At 70.9% G+C, this 25,030-nt stretch carries 25 protein-coding genes; 10 read left to right on the forward strand and 15 right to left on the reverse strand.

What is annotated here, in order from left to right; all coding sequences use genetic code 11:
* Window positions 1-8: 8 nt before the first annotated feature.
* The 3 genes from F0P95_RS02570 to F0P95_RS02580 form a co-directional block, all read right to left on the reverse strand.
* Window positions 9-2,234, reverse strand: coding sequence for a S9 family peptidase (locus F0P95_RS02570; RefSeq protein WP_182335575.1), 2,226 nt, complete (start codon window positions 2,232-2,234; stop codon window positions 9-11).
* An 86-nt stretch (window positions 2,235-2,320) separates the two neighbouring features.
* Complete coding sequence (locus F0P95_RS02575) at window positions 2,321-2,539, reverse strand: hypothetical protein (RefSeq protein ID WP_182335576.1); 219 nt, start codon at window positions 2,537-2,539, stop codon at window positions 2,321-2,323.
* A gap of 104 nt (window positions 2,540-2,643) precedes the next feature.
* Complete coding sequence (locus F0P95_RS02580; RefSeq protein WP_182335577.1) at window positions 2,644-3,333, reverse strand: glutathione binding-like protein; 690 nt, start codon at window positions 3,331-3,333, stop codon at window positions 2,644-2,646.
* 107 nt (window positions 3,334-3,440) lie between these two features.
* On the opposite strand from F0P95_RS02580, the gene F0P95_RS02585 reads away from it, so the two are divergent.
* Both F0P95_RS02585 and F0P95_RS02590 read left to right on the forward strand, forming a co-directional pair.
* Window positions 3,441-4,022: a TIGR00645 family protein gene (locus tag F0P95_RS02585; protein WP_182335578.1), complete on the forward strand. Its 582-nt coding sequence runs from the start codon at window positions 3,441-3,443 to the stop codon at window positions 4,020-4,022.
* Between the two features lie 201 nt (window positions 4,023-4,223).
* Window positions 4,224-5,219 (forward strand): energy transducer TonB, encoded by a 996-nt coding sequence (locus tag F0P95_RS02590; RefSeq protein WP_182335579.1) that lies wholly within the window; start codon window positions 4,224-4,226, stop codon window positions 5,217-5,219.
* Between the two features lie 104 nt (window positions 5,220-5,323).
* Here the strand turns inward: F0P95_RS02590 and F0P95_RS02595 are convergent, their stop codons facing one another.
* The 8 genes from F0P95_RS02595 to F0P95_RS02630 form a co-directional block, all read right to left on the reverse strand.
* Window positions 5,324-6,517, reverse strand: coding sequence for an ABC transporter permease (locus F0P95_RS02595; protein WP_182335580.1), 1,194 nt, complete (start codon window positions 6,515-6,517; stop codon window positions 5,324-5,326).
* Window positions 6,514-7,269 carry an ABC transporter ATP-binding protein gene (locus F0P95_RS02600; RefSeq protein WP_182335581.1) on the reverse strand — a complete coding sequence of 252 codons (756 nt, stop codon included), beginning with the start codon at window positions 7,267-7,269 and terminating at the stop codon, window positions 6,514-6,516. Before F0P95_RS02600 ends, F0P95_RS02595 begins: the two co-directional genes overlap by 4 nt.
* A gap of 31 nt (window positions 7,270-7,300) precedes the next feature.
* Window positions 7,301-8,833, reverse strand: coding sequence for an alpha/beta hydrolase (locus F0P95_RS02605; RefSeq protein WP_232528741.1), 1,533 nt, complete (start codon window positions 8,831-8,833; stop codon window positions 7,301-7,303).
* 66 nt (window positions 8,834-8,899) lie between these two features.
* Window positions 8,900-9,097 (reverse strand): helix-turn-helix transcriptional regulator, encoded by a 198-nt coding sequence (locus F0P95_RS02610; protein WP_054668278.1) that lies wholly within the window; start codon window positions 9,095-9,097, stop codon window positions 8,900-8,902.
* Window positions 9,098-9,107: 10 nt separating this feature from the next.
* Window positions 9,108-9,689 carry a hypothetical protein gene (locus F0P95_RS02615; protein ID WP_182335582.1) on the reverse strand — a complete coding sequence of 194 codons (582 nt, stop codon included), beginning with the start codon at window positions 9,687-9,689 and terminating at the stop codon, window positions 9,108-9,110.
* 3 nt (window positions 9,690-9,692) lie between these two features.
* Window positions 9,693-9,857, reverse strand: coding sequence for a hypothetical protein (locus F0P95_RS02620; RefSeq protein WP_182335583.1), 165 nt, complete (start codon window positions 9,855-9,857; stop codon window positions 9,693-9,695).
* A 148-nt stretch (window positions 9,858-10,005) separates the two neighbouring features.
* On the reverse strand, window positions 10,006-11,187 hold the full coding sequence (locus F0P95_RS02625) for a GGDEF domain-containing protein (RefSeq protein ID WP_182335584.1): 1,182 nt from the start codon (window positions 11,185-11,187) through the stop codon (window positions 10,006-10,008).
* 83 nt (window positions 11,188-11,270) lie between these two features.
* On the reverse strand, window positions 11,271-12,020 hold the full coding sequence (locus F0P95_RS02630) for an FAD-binding oxidoreductase (RefSeq protein ID WP_232528742.1): 750 nt from the start codon (window positions 12,018-12,020) through the stop codon (window positions 11,271-11,273).
* Window positions 12,021-12,119: 99 nt separating this feature from the next.
* Between F0P95_RS02630 and F0P95_RS02635 the strand changes: the two genes are divergently transcribed.
* The 5 genes from F0P95_RS02635 to F0P95_RS02655 are packed head-to-tail and all read left to right on the forward strand — an operon-like array spanning window position 12,120 to window position 17,348.
* Window positions 12,120-13,073 (forward strand): ABC transporter ATP-binding protein, encoded by a 954-nt coding sequence (locus F0P95_RS02635; protein WP_182335586.1) that lies wholly within the window; start codon window positions 12,120-12,122, stop codon window positions 13,071-13,073.
* Window positions 13,070-13,864, forward strand: a complete 795-nt coding sequence (locus tag F0P95_RS02640; protein ID WP_056930953.1) for an ABC transporter permease — start codon at window positions 13,070-13,072, stop codon at window positions 13,862-13,864. The genes F0P95_RS02635 and F0P95_RS02640 overlap by 4 nt, the downstream gene beginning before the upstream one ends.
* Window positions 13,865-13,905: 41 nt before the next feature.
* Window positions 13,906-14,844: a 2-dehydropantoate 2-reductase gene (gene panE, locus F0P95_RS02645; protein WP_182335587.1), complete on the forward strand. Its 939-nt coding sequence runs from the start codon at window positions 13,906-13,908 to the stop codon at window positions 14,842-14,844.
* Window positions 14,841-15,743 carry an NAD-dependent epimerase/dehydratase family protein gene (locus F0P95_RS02650; protein ID WP_182335588.1) on the forward strand — a complete coding sequence of 301 codons (903 nt, stop codon included), beginning with the start codon at window positions 14,841-14,843 and terminating at the stop codon, window positions 15,741-15,743. The genes panE and F0P95_RS02650 overlap by 4 nt, the downstream gene beginning before the upstream one ends.
* Window positions 15,744-15,797: 54 nt before the next feature.
* On the forward strand, window positions 15,798-17,348 hold the full coding sequence (locus tag F0P95_RS02655) for an OmpA family protein (RefSeq protein ID WP_232528743.1): 1,551 nt from the start codon (window positions 15,798-15,800) through the stop codon (window positions 17,346-17,348).
* 49 nt (window positions 17,349-17,397) lie between these two features.
* Here the strand turns inward: F0P95_RS02655 and F0P95_RS02660 are convergent, their stop codons facing one another.
* Entirely contained in the window at window positions 17,398-18,213 is an 816-nt protein-coding gene (locus F0P95_RS02660) for a TatD family hydrolase (RefSeq protein ID WP_056930956.1), read from the reverse strand.
* 77 nt (window positions 18,214-18,290) lie between these two features.
* Here F0P95_RS02660 and hrpB point away from each other — a divergent pair, with 77 nt between their 5' ends.
* Together hrpB and F0P95_RS02670 are read left to right on the forward strand one after the other, a co-directional pair.
* On the forward strand, window positions 18,291-20,792 hold the full coding sequence (gene hrpB, locus F0P95_RS02665; protein ID WP_182335589.1) for an ATP-dependent helicase HrpB: 2,502 nt from the start codon (window positions 18,291-18,293) through the stop codon (window positions 20,790-20,792).
* A gap of 152 nt (window positions 20,793-20,944) precedes the next feature.
* Window positions 20,945-21,298: a mitochondrial import receptor subunit TOM20 gene (locus F0P95_RS02670; RefSeq protein ID WP_182335590.1), complete on the forward strand. Its 354-nt coding sequence runs from the start codon at window positions 20,945-20,947 to the stop codon at window positions 21,296-21,298.
* A 40-nt stretch (window positions 21,299-21,338) separates the two neighbouring features.
* Here F0P95_RS02670 and F0P95_RS02675 read toward each other — a convergent pair whose 3' ends face one another.
* Both F0P95_RS02675 and F0P95_RS02680 read right to left on the reverse strand, forming a co-directional pair.
* Window positions 21,339-21,881 carry a pseudouridine synthase gene (locus tag F0P95_RS02675; protein WP_182335591.1) on the reverse strand — a complete coding sequence of 181 codons (543 nt, stop codon included), beginning with the start codon at window positions 21,879-21,881 and terminating at the stop codon, window positions 21,339-21,341.
* Between the two features lie 168 nt (window positions 21,882-22,049).
* Window positions 22,050-22,919, reverse strand: coding sequence for a class I SAM-dependent methyltransferase (locus F0P95_RS02680; protein ID WP_182335592.1), 870 nt, complete (start codon window positions 22,917-22,919; stop codon window positions 22,050-22,052).
* A gap of 155 nt (window positions 22,920-23,074) precedes the next feature.
* On the opposite strand from F0P95_RS02680, the gene F0P95_RS02685 reads away from it, so the two are divergent.
* Window positions 23,075-24,031, forward strand: coding sequence for an aldo/keto reductase (locus F0P95_RS02685; protein ID WP_182335593.1), 957 nt, complete (start codon window positions 23,075-23,077; stop codon window positions 24,029-24,031).
* Between the two features lie 262 nt (window positions 24,032-24,293).
* Here the strand turns inward: F0P95_RS02685 and F0P95_RS02690 are convergent, their stop codons facing one another.
* Window positions 24,294-25,022, reverse strand: coding sequence for an alpha/beta fold hydrolase (locus F0P95_RS02690; protein WP_182335594.1), 729 nt, complete (start codon window positions 25,020-25,022; stop codon window positions 24,294-24,296).
* Window positions 25,023-25,030 lie beyond the last annotated feature (8 nt).

Here is a 25,030-nt window from a genome sequence, read left to right on the forward strand (position 1 = left end):
TGTCCGGCTCAGGGCTTGAGGCAGCGCGCGAGGAAGTCCTCGGCGACGCGGTAGCGGTGCAGTGCGTTGCTGCCGGACAGGCCGTGCTTGGCGCCCGGGTAGGTCATCAGTTCGAACGGCTGGCCGCGCTTCTGCAGCGCGCTCATCAGGTGGGTCGAGTGGGTGAACAGCACGTTGTCGTCGGCCATCCCATGGATCAGCAGCAGCGGCGAGGTCAGCCCATCGATGTGGGTGAGGATGCGGCCTTCGCGGTAACCGTCGGGGTTGGCCGCCGGCAGGTTCATGTAGCGCTCGGTGTAGTGCGTGTCGTACAGGCCCCAGTCGGTGACCGGCGCGCCGGCCACGCCGCAGGCGTAATGGTCCGACGCCTTGGCCAGCAGCATCAGGGTCATGTAGCCGCCATTGGACCAGCCCTGCACGCCGATGCGCGCGCCGTCCACCCACGGCTGCTGCTTCAGCCATTCCACACCCTTGAGCTGGTCGGCCACTTCCACCGTGCCCTGCACCCCATACAGCGCGCCACCGAAATCGCGGCCCCGGCGCGGCGTGCCGCGGTTGTCCAGCGAGAACACCACATAACCACGCTGCGCCAGGTACTGGTTGAACAGGTGGTCGCCGCGGCCGGGCCAGCTGTCGGTGACCGTCTGCGACGCCGGGCCGCCATACACGTAGACCGCCACCGGGTACTGCTTCGCCGGGTCGAAGCCGGCCGGCTTGATCAGGCTGTAGTGCAGTTCGGTGCGGCCATCGGCAGCGGCAAGCGTGCCGTACTCGACCGGCCGCTGCGCGTCGCGGTACTTCGCATACGGGTGCGACGGATCGGCCAGGTCGTTGTCCAGCAGCGTGGCGATCTTCTCGCCATTGGCGCGGTACAGCTCGATCTGCGGCGGCGTGGTGCTGTTGGACCAGCTGTCCACGTAGACGCTGGCGTTGTTGGCGAACGCGGCGCTGTGCATGCCCGCCGCGTGCGAGAGCTTCACGGGCGCGCCGCCGGCCAGCGGCACGGCATGAATCTCGCTGCGCAGCGGCGATTCGACCCCGGCGCGGAAATAGACCTTGCCGGCCTCCTCGTCCACCGCCAGCAGTTCGTCCACCGGCCAGGCGCCGGAGGTCAGCGGGGTCAGCGTGGCGCCGTCCTCGCTGGCCAGGTACAGGTGCTCGAAGCCGCTGCGCTCGGACGACCACACGAAGCGGCCATCCTTGAGGAAGCGCAGGTCGTTGTGCAGCGGTACCCAGGTCCGGCTGCTCTCGGTGACCAGGGTGCGCTGGCGGCCGTCGGCCAGCGTGGTCTCGATCAGTTCCAGCGTCTTCTGGTCGCGGCTCTGGCGCTGGAAGGTCAGGCGCTGCGGGTCGCGCCAGGTGACGCGGGCCAGGTAGATGTCCTGCTCCCTGCCCAGGTCGACCCACTTCGGCGCGGCACCGGCACGCGGTGCGACCACGCCGAGCTTGACCCGCACGTTGGGGTCGCCGGCCGCCGGGTAGCGCTGTTCGATCATCTCCACGCGGTCGGCGTACATCTCATAGCGCTTCTGCACCGGCACCGGCGATTCGTCGATGCGGGCGAAGGCGATCGCCGAGTCGTCCGGCGCCCACCAGTAGCCGGTGTGGCGGTCCATTTCCTCGTCGGCGACGAATTCGGCCACGCCGTTGCCGATGGTGGCGCTGCCGTCGCGGGTCAGCTGCAGCGGCTTGCCGCTGGCCAGGTCGATCACCCACAGGTTGCGCTCGCGCACGAAGCTGACGAACCCGCCCCTGGGCGAGATCTTCGGGTCGGTGGCGAAGCCTTCGCCGTGGGTGAGCTGGCGCACCGCGTCGCGGCCCTGCCTGCCCAGGTCGTACAGGTAGAGTTCGCCGCCGAGCGGGAACAGCAGGGTCTTCGCATCGGGCGACCACTGGTAATCGACGATGCCGGTCATCGCCGCGATGCGCTGGCGCTCGCGCCGCGCCTTTTCCTCGTCGCTCAGGGTCTCGGTGCCGGGCAGCACCACCTTGGAATCGACCAGCAGCCGGGTCTGGCCGCTGGCGATGTCGTATTCCCACAGGTCCAGCTGGTTGCGGTCGCTGTCCTTGCCGCGCAGGAAGGTCACGCGCGAACCATCCGGCGCCACCTTGGGCTTCATCAGCGTCGGCCCGGACAGCGGCGCGCTGCCGGTGATGGCTTCCAGGGTGAGCTTTTCGGCGTGGACGGCGGGCGTGGCGAGCATCATGGCAAGGGCGAGGAACAAGGGGCGCATGGGCTTCCTGTCATGGACAGCATGGATCGCACCATCCTAGCCGAGCCCGCCCGCGCCTGCCCCCTGCCTTCAGTCCCGCCCGCGGCTCAGCGCTGGTTGCGCTGCTCCTCGCGCAGCCGGCGGCGGATGAAGAACACCGTGAAAACCGGAATCCCCAGGATGATCAACGCCCCGCAGATCGTCAGCCAGCCCACCGGTTGCGTCAGCATGTCGCGCAGTATCGGATGCATCGTCCCCTCCCCGTGCCGTTTGTCGATGCACGCAGCGTAGGGGTACCGTCCGCGGCCGGCCTTGCGTTGGATCAATCGGCACGCCCGCCAGGCCCATGGCCTTGCCGGGGGGACACTACCTCACACCCGTTTCGAGTGCGCGCCGGCAGCGTCGTGCACTGCCGGGATGCGCCCGCTGCTCAGCGCCGGCCGAACAGCTGCCTGCGCTCCTCCTCGCTCAGCGGCTTGCCGGCGTCCGGGTTGACCGTCGGGCCGAGCGCGTAGGCGCGCTGCGTGGCCGGGCGCATGGCGATGGCCTGGTGCCAGCGGTGCAGGTGCGGGAAGGCGTCGAAGTCGGCCGGCAACTTGCTGTAGGCGCCGATCCATGGGTAGCTGGCCATGTCGGCGATGCCGTACTCGTCGCCGCCCAGGTACGCCGACCCGGACAGGCGCTTGTCCATCACCCGGTGCAGGCGCCGCACCTCGCTGTCGTAGCGCTCGATGGCGTAGGCGATGCGCTCGGGCGCATAGACGTTGAAGTGGCCCATCTGCCCGCTCATCGGCCCCAGTCCGCCCATCTGCCAGAACAACCATTCCAGCGCGGTGGCGCGGCCGCGCAGGTCGGTCGGCAGGAAACGGCCGGTCTTTTCGGCCAGGTACAGCAGGATCGCGCCGGACTCGAACACGCTCAGCGGCGCGCCGCCGTCGGCCGGTGCATGGTCGACGATGGCCGGCATCTTGTTGTTCGGCGAAATGGCGAGGAAGTCGGGCTGGAACTGGTCGCCCTTGCCGATGTTGACCGGCACCAGGCGGTACGGCAGCCCGGCCTCTTCCAGGAACAGGGTGATCTTGTGGCCATTGGGAGTGGGCCAGTAATAGAGTTCGATCATGAATGCGTCTCCGCGGGGGAACGGTCACCGGGACCGATACGGTAACGCTTGGCAGCCTGGCGGACGACCGTTAACCTGCCGCCTTCCCGCAACGCAGCATTCCTGCCATGTCCGAACACAAACCGCTCAGCCCCCTCCCGGCCCTGATCTTCGCCTCGCGCTGGCTGCAGCTGCCGCTCTATCTCGGCCTGATCGTTGCCCAATGCGTCTACGTGTTCCTGTTCGGCAAGGAACTGTGGCACCTGATCCACGACGCCAACGCCCTGGGCGAGCAGCAGATCATGCTGATCGTGCTCGGCCTGATCGACGTGGTGATGATCTCCAACCTGCTGGTGATGGTGATCGTCGGCGGCTACGAGACCTTCGTCTCGCGCCTGGGTCTGCAGGGTCACCCGGACCAGCCGGAGTGGCTGAGCCACGTCAACGCCTCGGTGCTGAAGGTGAAGCTGGCGATGGCGATCATCGGCATCTCCTCGATCCATCTGCTCAAGACCTTCATCGAGGCCGGGCAGCTGGGGCTGCCGCTGTGCGGACCGGAAGTGGCCACGGGCGTTGCGTGTACCAAGTTCACCTCCACCGGGGTGATGTGGCAGACCATCATCCACTGCGTGTTCATCCTGTCGGCGGTCGGCATCGCCTGGACCGACAAACTGATGTCCAACGGGCATTCCAAACAGAACGGGCACTGATCCGCCCTCGCAGGGGCCGCTCATCGCCACCACGTGGCGGCCAGCGGCGCGGGCGGCGCCAGCCGCCCCCGCCTCGTGCAACCGGGGCGGCAATGCTAGATTCTCCCTTCGCCCGGATCCGGCCGGCGTGGGGAAACGCCGCGCATCCATGACGGCCCGGGCGACCAACCATTCGCGTTCGTCGATTCAAGGGGAAGATTGATGTCGTACGTCACGATCCACGGCAAAGCGCGCCTGCTGGCGCCCACCCTGCTGGCCGTCGCCCTGGCGGCCTGTTCGGGCAAGGACGATTCCGCCCCGGCGGCTGCCGCCGGCACGCCCGCCAGCCCCGCTGCCACCGCGCCCGAACCTGCGGTTTCGGCCAAGGTGCAGTCGATGGGCACCGACCAGCTGCGCGACTCTGCCAGTACCGCGCTGCGCGAGAACCGCATGTACGCGCCGGCCGGCGACAACGCCATGGAGTACTACCTGGCCCTGCGCGACAAGCTGCCCGACGATGCGGCGGTCAAGAGCGCGCTGACCGACCTGCAGCCCTACACCCTGATCGCCGCCGAGCAGAGCCTGGCACGCGAGGACTTCCCCGAGGCGCAGCGCCTGGTCGCGCTGATCGAGAAGGTGGACCCATCGGCGCCGGCGCTGCCGCGCCTGAAGCAGGGCATCACCCGCGGCATGGAAGTGGCGGTCAAGCGCACCCAGGAAGAGACCGACCAGGTCAAGAAGAATGCCGAGGACCGCGCCAAGCAGCTGGTCGAGCAGCAGCGCCTGGCCCAGCAGCAGGCCGCCGAGGCTGCCGCCGCGCAGCAGCTGGCGGCACGACAGGAGGCGGCACGCAAGGAAAGCGAGCGGCTGGAAGCCGAACGCCAAGCCGCGGCCAAGCGCGAAGCCGACGCCCGTGCCGCCGCGCAGCAGGTCGCCGCCGCACCGAAGCCGGCCGCGACCGCGCCGAGCCTGCGCGCGGTAAGCACGCCGGCCCCGCGTTACCCCGCCGACGCGCTGCGTTCCGGTACTTCCGGCGAAGTGCTGGTGGAGCTGACCGTCGGTACCGACGGTTCGGTGACCGACGCCCGCGTGCTGCGCGCCAACCCGCCGCGGGTGTTCGACCGCGAGGCGTTGAATGCGGTCAGGCGCTGGCGCTTCGAGCCGATCTCCAGCCCGACCACCACCCGTCGCACGCTGGCATTCCAGCCCAACCAGTAACGCGGCAGGCCGCACCCGCGGCGCACTGCGGACCGCAGCGGAAGGAAAAGGAAAAGGCCCGGATCGCTCCGGGCCTTTTCGTTACCGGCGTGGCGACCCGGGGCTCAGCCCGAGATCGCCAGCTTCTCCTGCTTGTAGCGCCACACCGCCATCGCCCACAGCACCACGGTGAGCAGCAGCGAGGCACCCAGGTAGACACCCCACTGCTCGGCAACCGGCATTTCGCCGCGGGTCACCTTCACCAGCATCTGGTTCTGCGACAGGAACGGAACCGCGTACTGCCACAGCTGGGTGTCCTTCAGCGGATAGGCCATCAGCGCATAGCCGGGCATCATCGCCATCATCATCAGCCAGACGATGTGGCTCTGCGCTTCCTTCATGCTCTTGGCGCCGGCAGCCAGGCAGGTCAGCAGCGCGGTGCCGATCAGCACCAGCGGCAGCAGCACCAGCAGCAGCTTGCCCATCGCCATGAAGCTCACGTCCAGCGAACTGCCCACGCCACGGCCGATGCTGGCGCTGAACTTGAACGACAGCAGGATCAGCAGGATCGCGGTCAACCCGACCAGGGTCGACGCCAGCATCTTGCCGCTGACCAGGGCGCCGCGTGGCGCCGGGGTGGCCAGCAGCGGTTCCAGCGACTGCCGCTCACGCTCGCCGGCGGTGGTGTCCATGACCAGGTGCGAGCCGCCGATGAAGGCGGACATCATCAGCAGGATCGGCAGGATGACCGACAGCAGGATGCCGCGCTTGGCCTCGGCGGTGGCCAGGTCGCGCGTGCCCACGCCGACCGGCATGGCCACCGCGGGATTGACGCCGCGCGCCATCAGCCGCAGCGCGCCCACCTGCTGGCCGTAGGCCGCCAGCACCTTGCGCACGCGCGCCACCTGCACGTCGCTGGTGCGGCGGGTGGTGTCGGCGACGACCTCGACCTTGGCCGGCTTGCCGGCGTGCCAGTCGTCGGCGAAATCCGGCGCGACCACCAGCGCCACGTCTTCGCGCTGGGCGCGGATGCGGGCTTCGTAGTCGTCCGGTGCCTCGCGCGGGGTGATGCCCTGGCTGGCCAGGAACGCCATCAGGTTGGGGGCGCGTTCCATGCCGACCACGGACAGCGCCATGTCCTTTTCCAGCTGGTTCGATACCCGCAGGTTGCTGAGCTTGTCGATGCCCAGGAACAGCAGCGGGTACAGCAGCGGCGCGATGAACAGGGTCAGGAAGAAGGTGCGTCGGTCGCGGGCGAAATCGCGCAGCTCCTTGCGCATCACCGTGAACATGCTGCCAATGAATCCGGTCTTGTTCATGCGTGCAGGCCCTCTTCGCTGCCGATCAGCTTGACGAACGCGTCTTCCAGGTTGCTCTCGCCGGCATGCTCACGCAGCTCGTCCGGCGTGCCCTGCGCCACCACGCGGCCATGGGCGACGATGACGATGCGGTCGCACAGCGCCGCCACCTCCTGCATGATGTGGCTGGAGAAGATCACGCAGCGGCCTTCGGCGCGCAGTTCCTTGAGGAAGCCGCGCAGGCCGCGGGTGGTCATCACGTCCAGGCCGTTGGTCGGTTCGTCGAGGATCACGTTCTTCGGGTCGTGCACCAGCGCGCGGGCGATGGCGGTCTTGGTGCGCTGGCCCTGGCTGAAGCCTTCGGTCGAGCGGTCGAGGAAGTCCTCCATCTGCAGCGCCGCGGCCAGGCGCGCGATGCGCGCGGCGATCGCCGCCGCATCCATGCCATGCAGCTGGCCGAAGTACTCGATGTTCTCGCGCGCGGTCAGGCGCTTGTACACGCCGCGCGCGTCCGGCAGCACGCCCAGGCTGCGGCGCACCGTGTCGGGGTCGGCCGCGGCGTCCACGCCGTCGACCACGACCTTGCCGGTCTCGGGCGTCATCAGCGTGTAGAGCATGCGCAGCGTGGTGGTCTTGCCGGCGCCGTTGGGGCCGAGCAGGCCGGTGATCTGGCCGTCGTGGGCGGTGAAGCCGACGTCGTCCACGGCGATCACCGGCGTCTTGTCCTTGCCCTTGCCGGGGAAGGTCTTGCGGAGTCGTTCTGCAACGATCATGGAAGCGGATTCCTCAGTGATGCGTGGACGGTCACGGTTCCCAGCCATTGAAGCTGGTGAACGGCGGCACGTAGTTCAGTTTTTCCAGGCAGGTGCCATCGAGCGCGGCGGCGTCGGTGGTGTCGACGAACTGGGCGAACAGCTTGGGCATGCAGCCGGCGCCGACGACCGCGTGGCCCTGGCCGCGCAGCACGAACAGGCGGCCGTTGGGCAGGCTCTTGGCCACTTCCTCGCCATAGCGCGGCGGGGTGACCGGGTCGAACTCGCCTTCCAGCACCAGCGCCGGCACCGCGGTGGCCAGGGGCTTGTGGAAATCGGCCGGCATCCTGCCCTTCGGCCAGGTGCTGCACATCGCCGCCAGGCCATCGGCCATGCGGTTGCCGAGCACGGTGTCCGCGTCCTCGGCGCGCGCGACCATGCCCTCGTCGTCCTCGCTGCAGATCACCGACAGCTGCATGCCCATGGCCATGCTGTCCTTCATGCCTCCCTGCAGCATCTTCGCCAGCGCCATCAGGTCGCCGTAGCGGCCGTTGCGCGCCTCGTGGATCAGCTTGGGCAGCAGCGCGGCGGCTTCCGGCATGTAGGCGTACATGCGCACCAGTCCGGCGACGGTATCGGCGCGCAGCACGTCCTCGTGCTCCTGCCCGGTGCTGGCATCGCGGTAGCGCACCGTCACCGGGTTGGCGCGCAGTGCGGCCAGCAATGCGTCCAGTTCGACGCGCGGGTCGCCCAGCGCGGCCTTGCACGCGGGGTTGCCGGTGCACTGGGCGAACTGCAGCGCCAGCGCATCGTCCAGGTTGCGGGCGAAGATGTTGCCCAACTGCAGGGTGTTGGGCACCACCGAGTCGAGCACGATGCTGCGCGTGCTGTCCGGGTGGCGCATCGCATACTGCTGCGCGACGCGGGTGCCGTAGCTGACACCGATCAGGTTGATGCGCGCCGCGCCGATGGCCTGGCGCACGGCGTCCAGGTCGGCCACCGCGTCGGTGGTGGTGTAGTGGCGCAGGTCGGCCTTGCCCGACAACGTCGCCGCGCAGGCGACGGCACTGGCCTGCATCGTCTCGATGCTGGCGTCGTCGTCCTCCGGCGGCTCACAGGACAGCAGGTTGGATTTGCCGGTGCCACGCTGGTCGACCAGGATCACGTTGCGGCGCTTGCGCACCTCGGCGAAGGCCGGGTCGATCTGCGGATAGCTCTGGGTCGCCGACTGGCCGGGGCCGCCGGCCAGGAAGAACACCGGGTCCGGCTGCGCGCTTTCGGGCTTGTCCGGCGTCAGCAGCGCGATGTTCAGCGCGATTCTCCGGCCCTGCGGGTTGCCGCGGTCCTCGGGGACCTCGAAGGTGGTGCACTGGGCTTCCAGGCTGTCGCGGCTGTTCGGCGAATCGAGGGTGCACGGGCGGAACGCGAGGCTGCCGAGCATCAGCGGCTTGACCTCCGCCTCGGCGGCGGGCAGCGGGGCCTTGGCGGCCTCTGCCTCATCGGGTGCGGGCTTGAGCGCACGGTAGCCGAGCACGGCGCCAAGTGCGGCCACCGCCAGGAGGGTACGGGTCTTGCGGGACATCATCGGAACAGCCCCTTGTGGTTGATGGAACGGGTTGGGTCCTGCCAGCCCAAGACGCGGCTGGCGGCGTCATGTGACAGCGGGAAAGAAAATATCCTCGATCCTGGCGTCGAACAGGCGGGCGATGCGGAACGCCAGCGGCAGGCTGGGATCGTACTTGCCGGTCTCCAGCGCGTTGACGGTCTGTCGCGAGACCTCCAGCCGCTCGGCCAGTTCTCCTTGCGACCAGCCCCGGGCTTCGCGCAGTTCGCGCAGGCGGTTGTCCATGGATGCGGGCTCAACCGTAGCGGCGCGAAACGACGATCTTGGCCAGGCCATAGGTCAGGCATACCAGGGGGAACACCCAGATCATCGCCGCGCTGGCCGCCACGTCCAGCACCCGCGCCGACTGCAGCAGGCCACCGGTGAGATACAGCAGCGAGACGAACGCCGCGGCGAAGCTGACCGCCTGCAGCTCGATGCGCTGCTGCAGTTCGTCGACGTCGCGGATGTAGCGGATCATCGCCCGCAGCGTCATCGCGATCGGCGGCACCGGCAGCAGCGCGATGCAGGCGCGCAGCGCGGTGCCCTCCACGCGCTTGAGCAGCAGGATCGACAACACCAGCAGCACCACGTAGGCGCCCATCGCGATCATCATCTCGCGGCTGTAGCGCCGGCGCAGCGCCAACGGCGCGGTGTCGCAGGCATTGGGCAGTTGCCGCCGCAGCAGCAGCACGAACGACAGGCCCACGGCCACGCCGATGCAGATCCCGCCCAGCATGTCGGTGCTGTCGCCCGGCACCAGCCGCAGCAGCGCCAGACCGGCCGCGGCGGTGGCGAAGGCGGCGGCGATGATCCAGCGGTCGAGTGCGCGCGCCATGGCTCAGCATCCTCCGCGCGCACGCGCCAGCATGACCAGGCCCAGCGCGAAGGCGGCCGTGCCCACGCCGACGAACGCGGCCTGGCCGGTCGCCGCGACGCCCATGAAGGCCGCGCCGATTCCCAGCCACGCGGCGCCGGTGCGCGCCCGGCTTCCTGCTGCGTTCATGCCCTCGTCTCCCATGGCCCCACCCTGTCAAGCAAGCTTTACAGGAGGATGAAGGGGTCGCCGGCATCTGTCAAGCGAGCTTTACAGGCGGGTACGGCGCGGACGCCGGCATCGAGGGCCCCGTCGCCGGGCCGACGCGGCCGGGCGCTCAGGGCACCGGTGCCGGCTCCACTCCCAGGTCGCAGGCAACACGGTTGCGGCCGGCGGCCTTGGCCCGGTAGAGCGCCGCATCGGCGCGCGCCAGCAGACTCTCCAGCCCGGACGCCGCATCGGCCACGGCCACGCCGATGCTGGCGGTGATGACGATCGGGCCACCCTCGCGGTGCAGCGGGCTGGCCTCCAGGGTGGCGCGCAGGCGCTCGGCCAGGGCCATCGCCTGTTCCATGCCGGTGTCCGCGAGCAGCAGCACGAACTCCTCGCCCCCATAGCGGCCGAGCAGCCAGTCGCGCCCACGCAGGGAACGCTGCAGGGTCCGCGCGGCATGGTGCAGCACCTCGTCCCCGACCGGGTGGCCGCGGGTGTCGTTGATCCGCTTGAAGTGGTCCAGGTCCAGCAGCATCGCCGCGAACGGCTGCTGCTGGTGCAGGCTCTGCGCCAGCTGCTCCTCGCCGTCGCCCATCAGCGCGGTGCGGTTGAGCAGGCCGGTCAGGCCATCGCGACGGGCCAGCCGGCGCAGGTCCACCATCTGCCGCTCGACGATCATCAGCACCAGGGCGAAGGTGTGGCCGAGCATCACGAACATGCCACCGACGTAGGTGACGTTCATCGACAGGCCGGCGCGCAGGATGTCGCCGTCGGCACCGGGCGCGACCGGGATCAAAGCCCGTACCAGGAACAGCACCGCATCCAGCAGGAACACCCCCGCCGCCAGCCGGCAACTGCGGCGGACGTCGGCCGGGGCATGGCGCAGCAGCAGCCAGGCCTCCCAGGTCTTCCAGATGATGATCAGCACGCTGTACAGCGCCAGGCGGATGCCGAGGTCGGGCCGGGCCACGCTGAACCAGGCGATCGCCAGCAGGTAGCCGCCCCCCAGCACGAGGGCCGGGCGCAGCGGCGCGCGGCGGCCGACATGCAGGGCCACGCCGAACAGCATCAGCATGCTGCCCAGTACCGCGAACCCGTTGCGCACCAGGATGCCCACCGCCGTCGGCAGCGGCAGCGGCACGCTGACCAGCACCGTGCTGACCGCCCCGGCCCACAGGCTGGCGGCCCACAGCCTGGGCACCGGCTGGCTGCGCAGTACCAGCAGGATCAACGAGAAGCCGGCCGCCAGGCCGATGTTCAGCAGCAGGCCGATGGCGGCAATGGTGGGGAAGTCCAGCGTAGTCATGCCCGGGATCCTTGCGTCGGGCGGCATCGCCACGTGTGGAGCAGTCTGCCGGATCATCACGCCCCGTGGCGCGGGGGGCAAGCCTACTTGCTGCTGACGTACTTCTCGCGGCGCAGCTGCGGCAGCGCCAGGCCGGCCGCCCGGAGCGCCTCGAAACAGGCATCGACCATGACCGGGTTGCCGCACAGGTAGGCGATGTCGCGGGCCGGGTCCGGGGCGATCTCGGCCAGCTGCTGCTGCACGTAGCCGCTGCGCACGTCCGGGTGCGGGTCGGCCGGCAGCCCGCGCGACAGGCATGGCATGTAGCGGAAGCCCGGGTGGGCGTCGGCAAAGGCCCGGAAATCATCGGCGTACAGCAGCTCGGCCGGGGTGCGCGCGCCCTGCAGCAGCACCACTTCCACGCCGCGCCCGGCCATCGCCCTGGCCAGCAACGGCAGCATCGAGCGGTACGGGGTGACGCCGGTGCCGGTGGCGATCAGCAGGTAACGGCCGTTATGGTCGCCCGGCTGCAGGCAGAAGCGCCCGAACGGGCCGCTGGCGGTGATGCACTGGCCGGTCTCGAGGCCCTCGAACAGGGCGGTGGCGGCACCGCCGGGCACGAAGCTGACCGCGATGTCCACCGCGTCGCCCGGGCCGAGCGCGTGGTCGTGGAGGGTCGCCAGCGAATAGCTGCGCTTGGTGGCGGTGCCGTCGGCGTAGTCGAAGTGCACCTGGATGAACTGCCCGGGCTGGAAATCCAGCGGCTGGCCGTCGTCGCGGACGAACTGGTAGTGGCCGACGGTGGGCGCCAGCATGCGGCGACCGACCAGCTTGAGGGGGAATTGGACAGGCACGAACGGGAAACAGTGTGTAGCCGGGCTGGCGCCACGGGGCCTCCTATAATAGCCGCTCGCACTCATCCGGCGCCGTCACCCCGGCGCGAAGGCCCGAGCTTGGACTCCCGAATTCCTCCCGTCGCGCCGGCACTGCGCGTCCACGATCTCCGCAAGACCTACGACAACGGCGTGGAGGCGCTCAAGGGCGTCTCGCTGGAGGTCGCCCCGGGCGACTTCTTCGCCCTGCTCGGCCCCAACGGCGCCGGCAAGTCCACCCTGATCGGCATCGTCTCGTCGCTGGTGAACCTGAGCGCGGGCGACGTGCAGGTGTTCGGCACCGACCTGGTGGCCGAACGCAGCGCGACCATGCGCCTGATCGGGCTGGTGCCGCAGGAGATCAACTTCAACCTGTTCGAAAAGCCCTTCGACATCCTGGTCAACTACGCCGGGTTCTACGGCATCCCGCGCGCCGAGGCCGAGGCCCGCGCCGAGCAGGAACTCAAGCGCGCGCACCTGTGGAACAAGGCGCAGATGATGAGCCGCACGCTGTCCGGCGGCATGAAGCGGCGGCTGATGATCGCCCGCGCGATGATGACCCGCCCGCGCCTGCTGATCCTGGACGAACCCACCGCCGGCGTGGACATCGAGATCCGCCGCGACATGTGGAAGACGCTGCAGGAGATCAACGCCGCCGGCACCACGATCATCCTCACCACGCACTACCTGGAAGAGGCCGAGCAGTTGTGCCGCAACCTGGCCATCATCAACCACGGCCGCATCGTCGAGCAGGGCCCGATGCGCGCGCTGCTGGCCAAGCTGGACGTGGAAGGGTTCGTGCTCGACATCGACGGCGAGCTGCCGGCGCAGCTGCCGCACATCGAGGGCGCGCAGCTGGCCGCGGTCGACGCGCACACCCTGGACCTGGACATGCCGCGGGCGATGGACCTGAACCGCGTGTTCGACGCGCTGGGTGCCGCCGGCATCCGCGTGCGCTCGATGCGCACCAAGAGCAACCGCCTGGAGGAGCTGTTCGTGCGCCTCACCGGCAACCTGGAGAACACCGCCGCATGAGCACGCCCGCTCCCCTGACCGACAGCGCCCGCAACCGGGTGGCGCTGGGCACCATCGTCCGCCGCGAGGTCAACCGCATCCTGCGCATCTGGGGCCAGACCCTGGTGCCGCCGGCCATCACCATGACCCTGTACTTCCTGATCTTCGGCGGCCTGATCGGCTCGAAGATCGGCGACATGGGCGGCTACAGCTACATGCAGTTCATCGTGCCCGGGCTGGTGATGATGAGCGTGATCCAGAACAGCTACGGCAACATCAGCTCCTCGTTCTTCGGCGCCAAGTTCGGCCGCCACGTCGAGGAGCTGCTGGTCAGCCCGATGCCGAACTGGGTGATCCTGTGGGGCTACGTCGCCGGTGCGGTGCTGCGCGGGCTGATGGTCGGCGCCATCGTGCTGATGATCGCGATGTTCTTCACCCGCGTGCACGTGCCGCATCCGCTGGTGACGCTGAGCACGGTGCTGCTGGGGTCGACGATCTTCTCGCTGGCCGGCTTCATCAACGCGGTGTACGCCAAGAAGTTCGACGACGTGGCCATCGTGCCGACCTTCATCCTGACCCCGCTGACCTACCTGGGCGGCGTGTTCTACTCGGTCACGCTGCTGCCCGGCTGGGCGCAGGCGCTGACCAAGGCCAACCCGATCTTCTACATGGTCAACGCGTTCCGCTATGGCCTGCTGGGCACCAGCGACGTGCCGCTGTGGGTGTCCTACGCGCTGATGCTCGGGTTCGTCGCCGCGCTTACCGCGTTGTCGCTGTGGCTGCTGCGGCGCGGCGTCGGCCTGCGCAGCTGAGCGCAGCCGATCTTTTCCCTGATCCCGATGGAGCCGGCAACATGCGCATCCTGATCCTCGGCGCCGGCGGTACCGGCGGCTATTTCGGCGGCCGCCTGGCCCAGGCCGGCATCGACGTGACCTTCCTGGTGCGGCCGGCCCGCGCGGCGCAGCTGCAGCGCGACGGGCTGGTGATCCGCAGCCCGCTCGGCGACGCGGCGTTCCCGGTGGCGCATGTCACCGCCGATGCGCTGCCGGCACTGGCCGCGGCACGGCCGTTCGACCTGGTGGTGCTCAGCTGCAAGGCCTACGACCTGGACAGCTCGATCGAGGCCATCGCACCGGCGATGGGCCCGGGCACCACGCTGCTGCCGATCCTCAACGGCCTGCGCCACTACCCTGCGCTGGATGCCCGTTTCGGCCGCGGGGCGGTGCTCGGCGGGCTGTGCTTCATCAGTGCGACCAAGGCCGCGGACGGCGCCATCGTGCACCTGGACCGGCCGGCGCGGCTGACCTTCGGCGAGCGCGACCGTACCAGTGCCAGCGCACGCGTGGCCGCACTGGCGGCTGCCTGCGGGGCAGCGGGCATCGACCATCTCGCCACGGACGACATCGCCGGCGAGCAGTGGATCAAGTACACCTTCCTGGCCACGCTGGCGGCCGCCACCTGCCTGATGCGCGCCGACATCGGCCACATCGTCGCCACCGACCACGGCATCGCGTTCCTGCAGGCGCTGTACGGCGAATGCCTGGCCGCGGCCGTGCACGCCGGCCAGCCGATACCGGCCAAGGCGCAGGAGACCGCCCTGTCCGCGCTGACCAGGGCCGGCTCGCCGATCAAGGCGTCGATGCTGCGCGACCTGGAAGCCGGGCAGCGGGTGGAAGCGGCGCACATCGTCGGCGACATGCTCGACCGCGCACTCGCCGCCGGACACCCCGCGCCGCACCTGCACGCTACGTACTGCCATCTGCAGGCCTACGAGGCGCAGCGGCGCGCATGACCACCGCCGCGGAGCTGCCACAGCGGGTGCTGATCCTGGGGCTGGGCTTTGCCGGGCGCGCGCTTGCGCTGCACCTACGGTCGCTGGGTGTCGCCGTGGCGGGCACGGTGCGCGATCCGGCCACCGCGCCCGGCGACGGCATCGCGCGCCACCGCCTGCATCCGGACCACGCCCCCGACACCGCGTTGCTGGAAGCCATCGCCCGAACCGATGCGGTGCTGTGCAGCGTGCCGCCCGATGCCGAAGGCGACCCCGCGCTGCGCCTGCTCGGTCCCGCCCTGCAGGCCAGCCCGGCGCTGCGCTGGGTCGGCTACCTGTCCTCGACCGGGGTGTATGGCGACCGCGGCGGCGGCTGGGTCGACGCGCACTCCGATGCCGATGCCCGGGACCCCGTCGCCCTGCGCCGGCTGCAGGCCGAAGCCCAGTGGCGCGCGCTGGCCGATGCGCGCGGCATCGCCTCGGCGACGTTGCGCCTGCCCGGCCTGTACGGCCGCGGCCGCAACGCGCTGGTGCGGCTGGCGCAAGGCAACGCGCGCCATGTCGTGCGGCCCGGGCTGGTGTTCAACCGGCTGCACGTCGACGACCTGGCCGAAGCGGTGGTGACGGCGATGCGCCGCCCGGTCCGCGACGCGCTGTACCTGCCGGCGGACGACGAGCCGGCACCGCCGCAGGACGTGCTGGCGCATGCCGCACGGCTCGGCGGCTTCACCCTGCCGCCGGCCTTGGCCTGGGACGACCCGGGGCTCGACCCGCTGCTGCGTCGTTTCCACGCCAGCAACAAACGCATCGACAGCCGCGGCACGCGCCAGGCGCTGCAGTGGCAACCGCGCTTCCGTAGTTATCGCGAAGGCCTGGCGGATGCCTGGGAAGCGGGCGACGGCGTCATGCCCGCGCACTGACGAGCGGGCCGACCGCCACCGCGCCTGAGTGGGATGCGGCAGCAGGCCTCCGTTATGCTCGGCGCTCCCCCGACCCAGGAGATCAGCGTGCGCAGGAACGGCAGGATGTCGGGCTATGGCTTGGTGGCGCTGCTGCTGGCCGGGTGTGGCGCCGCACCCGGCACGGACACCGCCGCTGCCGCGGCCGGTGACGCGCAGCAACCCACGCTTCCCGGCGCGGATGCACCGGCCGCCGCGGCCGCGCAGCCGGTGGCAGGCGCCATCGTCGACCGCGACGGCAAGCCGGTGGCGGTACTGCCGTTCGATGTCGCCAGCATCCCGACCAGCCAGGCCGCGCTCGGTGCGATGCCGTTCTTCGGCCTGCCGCAGGGCTATGCACCGCAGAATCGTCCCTATCCGCGCGCCTGGGCGCGCTTCCCGTTCCGCATCGGCGACGGCATCCACTGGGTGGAAGGCCCGAGCTGGTCGGCGCGCATCGTCGCCGAGGGCGACAAGGGGTTCTCCGCGCTGGAGCTGCAGCGCAACCTGGAGAACCTGATCGACGCGGCCGGCGGCAGGAAGGTGTTCGAAGGCCCGCTGCATCGCGACATCTACTACGGCCCGCAGCTGGAGGACGAGATCGGCGGCGGCTTCATCGACGCGGTCAACATGGGCCAGGACGCGCCGACCGCGGTGTACGTGGTACGCCAGGCACAGCGCAACGTCTGGGTGCAGCTGGCGATGGACGCCAACGGCGCGGGCATGACGGTACTGGAGGAAGTGCCGTTCCAGCCCAGCGCGCACTGGAACGAGGCCTTCCCGCACCTGTCGCTGCCGGCCGGCTACCGTGACCGCAACACGCCGCAGCAGCGCGACTTCGACCGCTTCCCGTTCTGGACCGGCGACCGCTTCGAGGAGGTCGAGGGCCGCACCTGGGCGGCCGATTTCGACAAGGGCGAGCGCGAGTACTCGATGCACGAGGTACGCCGCAATCTCGAAGCGATGATGGCCACGGTCGACGCCACCAAGGTGTTCGACGGGCGCATCCCCAGGGAGCAGGCCGAATCCGTGCCCGAAGCGCTGCGTTCGGCCTACTCGCAGGCCGCCGGCTACAGCTGGGACGACTTCGACCTGGTCGTCTATCGCGCCGACCTGCCCGATGGCCGCCAGGTCTGGGTGCATGCACGGCTGGAGTACCTGAGCGCCGGCTGGGTGGTGAGCGAGCGCACCGGCTTCGTGCAGACCGCCACGCTGCTGCCGGCCGCGGCGCTGAAGCAGAAGCTGGACAGCGACGGACGCGTTGCCATCCAGGTCAACTTCGCCACCGACAAGGCCGACATCCTGCCCAGCTCCGAACCGCAGCTGGCGCAGGTGCTCGACCTGCTGCGCGCCGACCCGGCATTGAAGCTGGCGGTCGAAGGGCACACCGACGCCACCGGCGACGCCGCGCACAACCGCAGCCTGTCGCAGGCGCGCGCCCGGGCCGTGGTCGCGGCCCTGGCCGGCAAGGGCATCGATGCCGGCCGCCTGCAACCGGCAGGCTTCGGTGCCGACACGCCGGTCGCCGACAACGCCGGCGAAGAAGGCCGCGCGCGCAACCGCCGGGTGGAACTGGTCAAGCGCTGATGCGCGGCCCGCGGCCCGGCAGCAACCGGGCCACGCCCGGTGCCGCCGCTCAGGCGGCGGGATCGGGCAGGCGGAAGAACGCGCGGGTGGCGGCGGTGGCATTGGCCGCGGTGAGCGTCACCTCCTCGCCGCGGTCGCGTGCCAGCTCCTCGACGATGTGCGACAGGAACGCCGGCTCGTTGCGGCGGTCCTTGGGCAACGGCCGCAGCGTGCGCGGCAGCAGGTAGGGCGCGTCGGTCTCGATCATCAACCGCCCGGCCGGGATGTGCCTGACCAGCTCGCGCAGGTGTGCGCCGCGACGCTCGTCGCACAGCCAGCCGGTGATGCCGATATGCCAGTCGCGGTCCAGGTAGTCGAACAGCTCGCGGCGATCGGCGGTGAAACAGTGCACCACCGCCGGGCCCAGGCGGCCATCGAAGTTGCGCATCATCGCCAGGAAGTCGTCGTGGGCGTCGCGCTGGTGCAGGAACAGCGGCTTGCCCACGCCATCGACGGCAAGGTCCGCCGCCAGCTGCAGCTGCCGTTCGAACGCGCGGCGCTGGGCCGGGCGCGGCGAGAAATCGCGGTTGTAGTCCAGCCCGCACTCGCCCACCGCGACCACTTCCGGGTGCGCGTGCAGCGCGCGCATCTGCGCGTCGCATTCGTCGGTGTACTCGACCGCGTGGTGCGGATGCACCCCGGCGGTGGCGTACAGGAAGCCCGGGTGCTGCTGCGCCAGCGCCAGCGCCATCGGCGAGTGCTCGCGGCTGGCGCCGGTCACCACCATCTGCACCACGCCGGCCGCGCGCGCGCGCTCCAGCACCGCGTCCAGGTCGCGGGCGAAGGATTCGTGGGTGAGGTTGGCGCCGATGTCGATCAGTTGCATGGCCGTGGGCAGGGATGCGGATACGGAAACCGCGCATTGTAGGCGGTCGCGCCGGCGCGAACCCGTATCCTTGCGCGATGGCACGCCCCGACTTCCCCATCTCCCCGCTGTTGCCGGCCATCGCCGACAGCCTGGCCGCGCACCCGCGGCTGGTACTCGAAGCCCCGCCCGGCGCCGGCAAGACCACCCAGGTGCCGCTGGCGCTGCTCGACGCGCCGTGGCTGCAGGGCGGCCGGATCGTGATGCTGGAACCGCGCCGCGTCGCCGCGCGCAGCGCCGCACAGTTCATGGCGCGGCAGCTCGGCGAGCCGGTCGGCGAGACCGTCGGCTACCGCATCCGCTTCGAGAACAGGATCTCCGCGCGTACCCGCATCGAGGTCGTCACCGAGGGCATCCTCACCCGCATGCTGCAGGACGACCCGTTGCTGGACGGCGTCGGCGCGCTGCTGTTCGACGAGTTCCACGAGCGCCACCTGTCGGCCGACCTCGGCCTGGCACTGGCGCTGGACGTACAGGCCGGGCTGCGCGAGGACCTGCGCATCGTGGTGATGTCGGCCACCCTCGACGGCGAGCGCCTGGCCGCGTTCCTCGACGCGCCGCGCCTGTCCAGCCAGGGCCGCGGCTTTCCGGTGGAGATCGCGCATTTCCCGCCACGGCGCGAGGAGGCGCTGGAAGCGCAGGCGCGGCGCGCGGTCGAACATGCGCTGGCGGCGTATCCGGGCGACGTGCTGGTGTTCCTGCCGGGCCAGCGCGAGATCGCGCGCGTGCAGGCCGCGCTGGACGCGGTGCGCGCGGCCGGTACCGACGTCCTGCCGCTGCACGGCGAACTGCCGGTGGAACAGCAGTCACGGGTGCTGCAGCCCGACCCCGACGGGCGCCGCCGCGTGGTGCTGGCGACCAACGTCGCCGAATCCTCGGTGACCCTGCCCGGCGTGCGCGTGGTGGTCGACGCGGGCCTGGCGCGCGAGCCGCGCTACGACCCCAACAGCGGTTTCTCGCGGCTGGACGCGGTGCCGATATCGCAGGCGTCGGCCGACCAGCGTGCCGGCCGCGCCGGGCGCGTGGCCTCTGGCTGGGCACTGCGCCTGTGGCCGCAGTCGCAACGGCTGGAGCCGCAGCGGCGCCCGGAGATGGCGCAGGTGGAGCTGGCCGCGCTGGCGCTGGAGCTGGCTGCCTGGGGCAGCGACGCGCTGCGCTTCGTCGATCCACCGCCGGCCGGCGCGCTCGCTGCCGCGCGGGAACTGCTGCAGCGGCTCGGTGCGCTCGAAGGCAACACGATCACCGGTACCGGGCGGCGCATGCTGGCGCTGGGTACCCACCCACGGCTGGCGGCGATGCTGATCGCCGCGGCCGGTCCGCGCGAGCAGGCGCTGGCGGCCGACCTGGCCGCGCTGCTGGAGGCACGCGACCCACTGCGCCAGGGTGGCGACGCGCTGGCCGCGCGCTGGCGCGCACTGGCGGCGATGCGCGGTGGCCACGTGCCGCACGACGCCAGCCGCGGCGCGCTGGCCGCCATCGATGCGGCCAGCCGGCAGTGGCGGCGGCGCCTGCGCTGCGACGCCACGCCCCCGGACGACATCGAGGCGCACGCGCTCGGCGACCTGCTCGCCCACGCCTTTCCCGACCGCATCGCCGCACGCCATCCGTCCGACCCGCTGCGCTACCAGCTGGCCAACGGCCGCAGCGCGCGCCTGCACGACAACAGCGACCTGCGCGGCGAGCCCTGGCTGGTGATCAGCGAGCTGCGCTTCGAGGCACGCGACGCGCTGCTGCTGCGCGCCGCGCCGGTGGACGAGGCGCGCCTGCGTACCGATTTCCCGCAGCGCTTCCACCAGCGCGACGTGGTGCGCTGGAACGGCGAGCGGCGCGCGCTGGAGGCACGGCGCGAATCCGGCTTCGACCGCATCGTGCTGGACAGCCGCCCGGCCGGCAGGGTCGATCCGGCACAGGCCGCGCGCGCGCTCACCGACGCCGTGCGCGAACTGGGGCTGGACGCGCTGCCATGGACCGGCGCGCTGCGGCAGTGGCGCCACCGCGTGCAGGGACTGCGCCAGTGGATGCCGGAACTGGGCCTGCCGGACCTGTCCGACGCGGCATTGCTGGACACGCTCGACACCTGGCTGCTGCCGGCTTTCGCCGGCAAGACCCGGCTCGATGCCCTCGGCGAACCGGAGCTGGGTGAAGCGCTGAAGTCGGGCATCGACTGGAACCTGCGCCAGCAGATCGACCGCCATGCGCCGGTGCGGATCAGCGTACCGTCGGGCATGGACCGCGCCATCGACTACGCGATGGACGACGATGGATCGACCCCGCGCCCGCCGGTACTGGCGGTCAAGCTGCAGGAGCTGTTCGGCCTGGCCGACACCCCGCGCATCGCCGATGGCCGCGTGCCGCTGCTGCTGCATCTGCTCTCGCCCGGCGGCAAGCCGCTGCAGGTCACCGGCGACCTGCGCAACTTCTGGGAGAACACCTATGCGGAAGTGCGGAAGGAGATGAAGGGGCGGTACCCCCGGCATCCATGGCCGGACGACCCCTGGAGCGCAACCGCCACGCACCGCGCAAAACCCCGCGGGACGTGAACGCCCACCGCCCGTGACACTGCCACGGCGCGGACGGCCCCCCCAAGTGGCGTGGCATTGCTGCATGATGCGATGCACGGCGCGCGACTAACATTTCCTGCACGCGCGTGCCGCGACACTGCATGCCAGCCCCTGCAACCGAGGACTCCCCCATGAGCAAGTTCAGCGACATCACCGGATCGGCCCTGGAACGGGCCATGGAACTGGCCGGCCACGCCGGCGACAGCCTCAAGCACGGCGGCTCCAATGCCGCCGACTGGCTCAAGGCCGGGGCCGCCATCGGCGCCATGAAGACCGGCGGCCGCGCCGTGGGCCGGGTGGCGCGGCGCAACCCCACCGCCACCATCGCCGTGGCTGCGGTCGGGCTGGGGCTGATCGGCTACGCGATCTACCGCAAGAACAAGCGCGACAACGCCGCACTGGAAGCGAAGTCGCAGCAGATCGCCCAGCGCCGCCGCGCGCAGACCACGGTCGACGAGACCAGCGACATCGGCAGCGACGCCTGATGCCTGCGGGCGCGCGCCGCGGTGCGCGCCCGCCCCTTTCCTAACCCTGCAGCAGCCGCCACTGCCCGGGCTGCAGGCCGTCGAGCGCATGCGCGCCCATCGCGGCCCGCACCAGCCGCAGCGTCGGCAGGCCTACCGCGGCGGTCATGCGCCGCACCTGGCGGTTGCGTCCTTCGCGCAGGGTGATCGCCAGCCAGGCGTCGGGCACGGTCTTGCGGAACCGCACCGGCGGATCGCGTGGCCACAGCGCAGGCGGCGCCTCCAGCAGCTGCACCCGCGCCGGCAGCGTCGGCCCGTCATTGAGCAGCACCCCGTCGCGCAGCGCCTGCAGCATGTCCCGGGTCGGCACGCCTTCCACCTGCACCCAATAGGTCTTGTCCTGCTTGTGGCGCGGATCGGTCAGGCGATGCGCCAGGCCACCGTCGTCGGTGAGCAGCAGCAGGCCTTCGCTGTCGTAGTCCAGGCGCCCTGCCGGGTACACGTTCCCGGGCAGGCCGAAACCGGCCAGCGTCGCCCGCGGCGGCTGGCTGCGGTCGGTGAACTGGCACAGTACGTTGAAGGGTTTGTTGAAGGCGATGAGCATGGCGGCGGGGCAGAACGATGACGATGACGACGGCGACGGCGAACTGGGATGGCCCGCAGTCGCGGCGTCACCCCGCGCTGCGCAACCGGCCGCAACGGCAGGGCGCGCGGCCGCCGGCAAGGCGCGCCGCGCGGGCGTCCACGCGCCCTGCCCTGCCTTCAGCCCCGGTCAGGGCTTCACGAAGCGCAGCGTCATCCGGTCGCTCTCGCCGATCGCCTTGTACCGGGCGGCATCGGCGGCGTCGTGGTTGTTGGACGGCGGCAGCGTCCACACGCCATTGGGGTGATCCCTGGTGTCGCGCGGGTTGGCGTTGATCTCGCTGCTCTGCTGCAGCTTGAAGCCGGCGGCTTCGGCCATGGCGATCACCTGGGCCTGGCCGACGTAACCACTCTTGTCGTCGGCCGCGACGTCGGCCTTGGCGCGGTGCTCGACCACGCCCAGCGTGCCACCGGGCTTGAGCACCGCGAAGAACGCACGGAACAGGCCTTCGGCCTGGTTGGCCGCGCGCCAGTTGTGCACGTTGCGGAAAGTCAGCACCACGTCGGCCGAACCCGGCTTGCCGAGCACCGGGGCCGCCGGGTCGTAGGCGACCACGGTGGCCTTGTCGAACAGCGCCGGCGCGGCGGCGAACTTCTTTTCCAGCCCGTCGCGGGTGCGCTGCTGGTAGTCGCGACCGCTACCGGCCGGCAGCGCCATCGGGTCGACCACCGCGGCCACGTAGTGGCCGTGGCCACGCAGGTAGGGCGCGAGGATCTCGGCGTACCAGCCACCGCCCGGGGTGATCTCGACCACGGTCTGCTGCGGCTGCACGCCGAAGAACTCCAGGGTCTGCAGCGGATGCCGGTACGCATCGCGCGCAGCGTTGGCGGGGCTGCGCCAGTCCCCGCCCACCGCGGCCTGCAACTGCGCGGACGCGGCGGCGGCCGGTGCGCCGTGCATGGCCGCGTGGTCGTGGCCGGCATGTGCAGGGGCCTGCGCGGCGACAGGCAGGGCGGCGAACAACAGACAGGCGGCAACCAGCGGGGCGGTCGTCTTCATCGGGAGGTTCCACGGTTGGAGTCCGGCGAGCCTAGCATGCGCGCACCGCGCCCCGGCGCCGCGCGCAGGGCATGCGGAACGCTGTTTTCACCGCTGCGCAATGGAACCGGACGGCGCTGCGTCTATGCTGGGGCGCCGATCCCAAGGAGCTGCGCATGACCCGGTTACGCGAACTCGGCCGTTCCGGCCTGCAGGTCGGCCCCATCGCCTTCGGCGGCAACGTCTTCGGCTGGAGCGTGGACGAGAAGACCGCCTTCGCCCTGCTCGACGCGTTCGTCGAGGCCGGCTTCAACCTGGTCGATACCGCCGACGTCTACCCGGCATGGGTGCCGGGCAACAGCGGCGGCGAATCGGAAGCCATCATCGGCCGCTGGCTCAGGCACGGCGGCAAGCGCGACAAGGTGGTGCTCGCCAGCAAGGTCGGCAAATGGTCCGAACGCCCCGGGCTGTCGGCCGCCAACATCCACGCCGCCGCGGACGATTCGCTGCGCCGGCTGCAGACCGACGTGATCGACCTGTACCAGGCGCACGAGGACGACGCGTCGGTGCCGCTGGAGGAGACCCTCGGCGCCTTCGCGCGCCTGGTCGAAGCCGGCAAGGTACGCGCGATCGGTGCCTCCAACTACAGCGCCACGCGCCTGCGCGACGCGCTGAAGGTATCGGCCGATTACCACCTGCCGCGCTACGAGAGCCTGCAGCCCGAATACAACCTCTACGACCGCGCCGGCTACGAAGCCGCGCTCGAACCGCTGGCACGCGAACACGGGCTGGGCGTGCTCGGCTATTACGCGCTGGCCAGCGGCTTCCTCAGCGGCAAGTACCGCGACGCGGCCGACGCCGGCAAGAGCGGCGCGCGGGGCGCGCGGGTGGTCGCGCGCTACCTGAACCCGCGCGGGCTGCGCATCCTCGGCGCGCTCGACGACATCGCCGCCAGCCACCGGGCGACACCGGCGCAGGTCGCGCTGGCGTGGCAGATCGCACGGCCCGGCATCACCGCCCCGATCGTCAGCGCCACCGGCGTGGCGCAGCTGCGCGAGGTTCTCGACGCCGCGCGGCTGTCGCTGTCGGCAGCGGATATCGCCCAGCTCGACGCGGCCAGCGCCGGGGGCTGAACGCGGCGCCGGCCCGGACGCGACGTCCAGCCTGCACGGGACGAACCGCGAACCGCGGCCGCTCGTGCGCCCCCGCACACTGCCGACCGTCGCAACCTCGATGGGGACGCGGAGATGGCGTGCTGGCGCAGCGCCACCGCGTGTTTCGGGGCCGCCATCACCGGCATGCGCTGGCGATGCCATGGGACGCGGCGCACCGGCGGGTACGCCCTGCCTGGCATCACCCCGGGCAGGCGCGTTCCCTGCATCCGGGCGCGCGGGATCAGGCCGGTGCCAGCAGCCAGTCGCGCAGCGCCGCGCTGACTTCGGCCGGCTTTTCCATCGGCGCCAGGTGCCCGCAGCCGGGCAGCAGCAGCAACCGCGAATGCGGTGCCAGCGCGTGCATTTCCCCGCTGACCGCCGGCGGGGTGATGCGGTCGTTGGCGCCGCACACGATCAGCAGCGGGTCGCGGTAGGCGGCCAGCACGTCGCGGCCGTCCAGCCGTTCCAGCGCGCTCTGGCGCAGGAATACCTCCGCGCCCAGGCGCGTGGTCATCGCGCGCACGCGGTGCACCAGCGCCTGGTCGTGCAGGCGCGAGGCGTCGATGTAGCTGCGCATCAGCCGGTCGCCGAACCCGTGGAAGGTGCCGGGCAGGCGCACGCTGGCGCGCTGGGCACGGCGCTGCGCTGCGCGCTCCGGCGAATCGGCGTGGATCGAGGCGCCGATCAATGCCAGCCGCTGCACCCGCGCGGGGGCGACGCGCAGGATCTGCTGGGCGACGAAGCCTCCCAGCGAGAACCCGGCCAGCGCGAACCGCGGCGGCGCCTGCGCCAGCACGTCGGCGGCCACCGCCTGCAGGGTCTGGCCACGGGTCTGGTCGCCGACGATGCAGTCGGCGACGTCGGACAGGTCTGCGATCTGCGCGCGCCACAGTTCGGCGTCGTTGAGCAGGCCCGGCAGCAACAGCAGCGGGGTTTTCCCGGGCGGGTTCCCGGCGGTGGCGGTTTGCATGGCGCCAT

This window comes from Stenotrophomonas acidaminiphila (assembly GCF_014109845.1).
Taxonomy (GTDB): Bacteria; Pseudomonadota; Gammaproteobacteria; order Xanthomonadales; family Xanthomonadaceae; genus Stenotrophomonas; species Stenotrophomonas acidaminiphila.

What these genes read in the sequence shown, in the direction of transcription:
- F0P95_RS02685 (WP_182335593.1), top strand. Translation starts at nt 23,075, where the DNA reads ATGACCCGGTTACGCGAACTCGGCCGTTCCGGCCTGCAGGTCGGCCCC.
- F0P95_RS02690 (WP_182335594.1), bottom strand. Translation starts at nt 25,022, where the DNA reads ATGCAAACCGCCACCGCCGGGAACCCGCCCGGGAAAACCCCGCTGCTG.
- F0P95_RS02680 (WP_182335592.1), bottom strand. Translation starts at nt 22,919, where the DNA reads ATGAAGACGACCGCCCCGCTGGTTGCCGCCTGTCTGTTGTTCGCCGCC.
- F0P95_RS02600 (WP_182335581.1), bottom strand. Translation starts at nt 7,269, where the DNA reads ATGATCGTTGCAGAACGACTCCGCAAGACCTTCCCCGGCAAGGGCAAG.
- F0P95_RS02625 (WP_182335584.1), bottom strand. Translation starts at nt 11,187, where the DNA reads ATGACTACGCTGGACTTCCCCACCATTGCCGCCATCGGCCTGCTGCTG.
- F0P95_RS02615 (WP_182335582.1), bottom strand. Translation starts at nt 9,689, where the DNA reads ATGGCGCGCGCACTCGACCGCTGGATCATCGCCGCCGCCTTCGCCACC.
- F0P95_RS02585 (WP_182335578.1), top strand. Translation starts at nt 3,441, where the DNA reads ATGTCCGAACACAAACCGCTCAGCCCCCTCCCGGCCCTGATCTTCGCC.
- F0P95_RS02675 (WP_182335591.1), bottom strand. Translation starts at nt 21,881, where the DNA reads ATGCTCATCGCCTTCAACAAACCCTTCAACGTACTGTGCCAGTTCACC.
- hrpB (WP_182335589.1), top strand. Translation starts at nt 18,291, where the DNA reads ATGGCACGCCCCGACTTCCCCATCTCCCCGCTGTTGCCGGCCATCGCC.
- F0P95_RS02640 (WP_056930953.1), top strand. Translation starts at nt 13,070, where the DNA reads ATGAGCACGCCCGCTCCCCTGACCGACAGCGCCCGCAACCGGGTGGCG.
- F0P95_RS02605 (WP_232528741.1), bottom strand. Translation starts at nt 8,833, where the DNA reads ATGATGTCCCGCAAGACCCGTACCCTCCTGGCGGTGGCCGCACTTGGC.
- F0P95_RS02595 (WP_182335580.1), bottom strand. Translation starts at nt 6,517, where the DNA reads ATGAACAAGACCGGATTCATTGGCAGCATGTTCACGGTGATGCGCAAG.
- F0P95_RS02650 (WP_182335588.1), top strand. Translation starts at nt 14,841, where the DNA reads ATGACCACCGCCGCGGAGCTGCCACAGCGGGTGCTGATCCTGGGGCTG.
- F0P95_RS02610 (WP_054668278.1), bottom strand. Translation starts at nt 9,097, where the DNA reads ATGGACAACCGCCTGCGCGAACTGCGCGAAGCCCGGGGCTGGTCGCAA.
- panE (WP_182335587.1), top strand. Translation starts at nt 13,906, where the DNA reads ATGCGCATCCTGATCCTCGGCGCCGGCGGTACCGGCGGCTATTTCGGC.
- F0P95_RS02660 (WP_056930956.1), bottom strand. Translation starts at nt 18,213, where the DNA reads ATGCAACTGATCGACATCGGCGCCAACCTCACCCACGAATCCTTCGCC.
- F0P95_RS02620 (WP_182335583.1), bottom strand. Translation starts at nt 9,857, where the DNA reads ATGAACGCAGCAGGAAGCCGGGCGCGCACCGGCGCCGCGTGGCTGGGA.
- F0P95_RS02670 (WP_182335590.1), top strand. Translation starts at nt 20,945, where the DNA reads ATGAGCAAGTTCAGCGACATCACCGGATCGGCCCTGGAACGGGCCATG.
- F0P95_RS02655 (WP_232528743.1), top strand. Translation starts at nt 15,798, where the DNA reads ATGCTCGGCGCTCCCCCGACCCAGGAGATCAGCGTGCGCAGGAACGGC.
- F0P95_RS02590 (WP_182335579.1), top strand. Translation starts at nt 4,224, where the DNA reads ATGTCGTACGTCACGATCCACGGCAAAGCGCGCCTGCTGGCGCCCACC.
- F0P95_RS02580 (WP_182335577.1), bottom strand. Translation starts at nt 3,333, where the DNA reads ATGATCGAACTCTATTACTGGCCCACTCCCAATGGCCACAAGATCACC.
- F0P95_RS02570 (WP_182335575.1), bottom strand. Translation starts at nt 2,234, where the DNA reads ATGCGCCCCTTGTTCCTCGCCCTTGCCATGATGCTCGCCACGCCCGCC.